Raw genomic sequence first — 3,654 nt, forward strand, 5'->3', positions numbered from 1 at the left:
GGGACAGGCTGCAGCCGCTCCGGGACGCCCGCTCCATCATGGGCTTCACCAGTTGGGCAGCGGTTTTCGCCTCAAAATTACACACCACCCCATGCTTTCCAAAAAAGTCAATGAGTTTTTTATGCTTGGGGGTGGGGGCTTTCTTACCGCCGCATACGTCAAAGCCGGTCACATTGCAGATCACCACAGTGGACGGAGGCACATCCTCCAGGCACTTCAGAAAGGACTGGATCCGATCCGCCGACCAATCCTCTGCCGGAGGGTCGTTGATGAGGATCACATTGGTCTGGGCAAACATGGAGTACTGCCCCACTGCATCTGCAAGCTGCTCCAGATCCAGATCCCTGCCATCATATTTCTGCACATCCCCATCCAGCTTTTTTATCAGCCGCTTGGTAAAAGCCGCAACCCCTGCTACATCTTTTCCGTACAGGTAATACAGTCCGGCATGGGAACCCGCCTGTAGCTGCTTGATTACATCCCCCGGTGTCAGATTCGCCATATGTTATCCTCCCTTCATCAGATCCTGGATCGAAATACCGCCCTGTGCATCAATAGAAATACACAAATTATTCTGTCCTGCATACACTTGCCCATCCTGCACATTGCAGGGCGCCGTGGTCAACAGATACCCGGCAGTCAGGGCTTCCGGCAGCTTTGCGCCATACTGAATCCGCACATCGCTTTCCGTCAGCGGCTCCGTCCCGGCAGCACATAGCACCCTGCGACCGGCATACAGGATCTCCACCGTACCCGTGCCCAGAAAGCGAATGGTATACTGAGAACGGAGCAGTTCCGCAGAAGCAATGGAAAATGGCGCCGGCACTGTACCGCATACAGTACTGCCTGGCAGGTGATATGTATCCTCCGGCACCAATAGCCGTTGTACCTGCACATAGGACAAGGCATCGTGAAAAGCCGCCATAGCCCGGTATTGCTGCTGATCCAGCACCAGGGTATCCACATGGGAAATACCGGATGCCTGCAAATACCGACTCACATATTCCGCGCCAGAACCGCCGCCGGTCAGATCCAGCACATCCGTCTGATCCCCACAGGTAATCACCAGCGTGCAGGCATTGCCCTTCCCCAGCATGGCGATCTTCAAGGTGTTTCGTTCCAGCAGGGACACAAACAAGCTTACATTCCAGAACAGCATCACCGTCAGTCCGATGCTTGCCCAGACCCGGCGCTGTTCCCGGCGAAAGCCGAATACACACAAAGCCAGCAGGACGCAGAGCAGACACAAGGGCAGTACATAGGAGTCGCCCAAAGGCACCACCCCCACATGCAGACCGGCGCACCAGCTGCCAAGCTCCAGTACGGTTCGGCAAAGGAATCCTGCCAGCCGCAGCAGAGGCAATGCAGCCACGCTCCAACCTCCGGTGAGAAATACCCCAAGACCGCACAGCATGGCAGCCATGCACAGGGGCAGCACCAAAAAATTGGACAAAGGAGACAGCAGGGATGCCTCCTGAAAATAGCAGGCACACAGGGGCATCAGCAAAACCGGGATCACACTACTGGCCACAAGTCCCTTCAGGATGCGTTTTGGCAGGGTATCCACTGGAAAATGTGCCGTCAGCCAGGGCGCTGCCACTGCCACTGCAAACACCCCTGCTGCGGACAGCAAAAAGGAGGCGCTGCCGATCAGATACGGACGCGTCCCCGTTAATGCCAGCACTGCAATGCACAGTGCATTCAGCGGATCGCTCTGCCGGTGAAATACATCCCCGCTGTACACCAGCAACAGCATGACCGCCGCCCGACAGGCTGAGTGGGAAACACCGGTACACAGCACAAAGCCCACTGCCACCACCGCCTGTATGCAGAACGCAAGCCGCTTTCCCAACCGCAGCCTTCGCAAGATCCACCCCACCAGGCTACACAGCAGCGTCAAATGCAGACCGGATACTGCGGTCACATGACCGATGTACTGCGGTCACATGACCGATGCCGAGCCGGTACAGGGCGGTTTTGGTCGGACTATCCAGGCCGGATTTGTCCCCCAGCAGCATGGCACATAGCAGACCAGCCTCCTGTTTTGGCAAAGTCATCCGGATTTTGGCGCAGATCCTGTCCGCATACGCCCGGATGCTCCCCACCAAAGACCAGTTCCGCTCAGGTATAATCTCCACATCGGACGCTTCCTGTACCTGTAAAAAGGAGCCTTCACCCTGGTAATAGGACACCGCCGGAAACAGATACGTATCTTCATAGGGTGCCAGCACTGCTGTCATCCGGATGCTATCCCCGTACTGGCAGATCAGATCCGCCCCGTAATAGGTGATCCGGGTGGTGTGACCGCCAATATTGGTGCGGATCAGATAGGATGCCTGTTCGTTGTCCCGAACATCCACATTCTCCACCCTGCCGGTCAGAGATACCGTCTGTCCCCCATAGGCAAGCAGAGCATCCCGGACCCGATACATGTAGCCGCAGTACAGACAGCATGCAAACGCAAAGCTGATGCCGCACAACAGCAGCTGTTTTAGACGGAGCCTGCATCCCAGCCCCAGAAACAGCAGCAGGGGCAGGATGCCCAGAAAGCCATACCAACAGACGGAAAGCCGATCACACAGGAATAATCCCAGCAGATAGGGCAGTCCGATGGAAACCGCTTTCCGGGTCACGCCTCCGGATGGGGAAACAGAGGCAGAGGTGCCAGGAAGAGAATATCATCCCGCTTTGCAGCATCCCCTTCCGCCAGTACGGCGCACTGTGCAGTCAGATTGCCTCCGGCAGCTTCGACCAGCTTCACCAATGCGGTGAGGGATTCCCCGGTACTGATTACATCATCCACGATCGCAACCCGTTTGCCCCGGAGCAATCCAACAGCATCCTCGTCAATGTACAGCTTCTGCGCATTGGCGGTGGTAATGGACTGCACCGTAACGCAAATGGGATTCTGCATGTACAGCTTTACGGATTTTCTGGCGGTTACATAAGGAATACCCATCTGCCGGGCCATTTCGTAAGCAAGGGGAATGCCCTTGCACTCAGCAGTCAGCAGCACATCCACCTCCGGCAGTCTGGCTGCCAGCTCTTTGGCGCACGCCACTGTCAGTTCCACGTCCGACAGCATAATGAATGCGGCAATATCCATGGTTTTGCTGATGGGGCAAAGGGGCAGCTCACGCTGCAGCCCCGCCACATTTAATGTATAGGTCTGTTTCATACGCCACTCTCCGCACTCCAGCCCATCTGCTTGCCGCCCAGCAGATGGAAATGCAAATGGTGTACAGTCTGCCCCGCATCGTCGCCACAGTTGGTCACAATGCGGAAGCCGTTGTCCAGACCGGCTTCCTTTGCAAGCTTTGCGGCCACTGCAAAAATATGTGCCACTACCGCAGCATTCTCCTCCGCCAGAGCACTGACCCCGGAAATATGCTGCTTGGGGATCATCAGATAGTGTACCGGTGCAATAGGTGCAATGTCCTTGAACACATACATCTGGTCATCCTCATAGATCTTCGTGCTGGGAACGTTCCCGGCAATGATATTACAAAATAAGCAATCCATGATGCAAATCCCTCCCGTTTAATTTGCTGCGCTGCCCAGCATCTCGCCGACGATGGCATCCAGAGCAGCCAGTGCTTCATCCACCATATACTGTTTGCCGATGCCCGCCATTGCGCTGTCCGGACGTCCGCC

General features: G+C 56.1%; 4 protein-coding genes and 1 pseudogene. All 5 read right to left on the reverse strand.

All coding sequences use genetic code 11. From position 1 onward, the window contains the following. Positions 1-502 (reverse strand): annotated as a pseudogene (locus QVO51_RS10550) (hypothetical protein); the annotation flags it as partial. Between the two features lie 3 nt (positions 503-505). Beyond that, positions 506-1,924, reverse strand: a complete 1,419-nt coding sequence (locus QVO51_RS10555; protein ID WP_369677917.1) for a ComEC/Rec2 family competence protein — start codon at positions 1,922-1,924, stop codon at positions 506-508. Further along, entirely contained in the window at positions 1,884-2,633 is a 750-nt protein-coding gene (locus tag QVO51_RS10560; protein ID WP_022358364.1) for a comEC/Rec2-like protein, read from the reverse strand. Before QVO51_RS10560 ends, QVO51_RS10555 begins: the two co-directional genes overlap by 41 nt. Further along, the gene (locus tag QVO51_RS10565; RefSeq protein WP_022358365.1) at positions 2,630-3,178 is read right to left on the reverse strand and encodes a phosphoribosyltransferase family protein; all 549 of its coding nucleotides are present in this window, start codon (positions 3,176-3,178) and stop codon (positions 2,630-2,632) included. The genes QVO51_RS10560 and QVO51_RS10565 overlap by 4 nt, the downstream gene beginning before the upstream one ends. Further along, a complete protein-coding gene (locus QVO51_RS10570; RefSeq protein ID WP_022358366.1) occupies positions 3,175-3,522 on the reverse strand; it encodes a histidine triad nucleotide-binding protein in 348 nt (115 codons plus the stop codon). Before QVO51_RS10570 ends, QVO51_RS10565 begins: the two co-directional genes overlap by 4 nt. Positions 3,523-3,654: the final 132 nt, after the last annotated feature.

The organism is Ruminococcus sp. CAG:379, from assembly GCF_000434255.1.
Taxonomy (GTDB): Bacteria; Bacillota; Clostridia; order Oscillospirales; family Ruminococcaceae; genus Ruminococcus_F; species Ruminococcus_F champanellensis.

Bases quoted from the DNA above. Each gene is read 5' to 3' on its own strand.
- QVO51_RS10565 (WP_022358365.1), bottom strand. From the start codon at position 3,178: ATGAAACAGACCTATACATTAAATGTGGCGGGGCTGCAGCGTGAGCTG.
- QVO51_RS10570 (WP_022358366.1), bottom strand. From the start codon at position 3,522: ATGGATTGCTTATTTTGTAATATCATTGCCGGGAACGTTCCCAGCACG.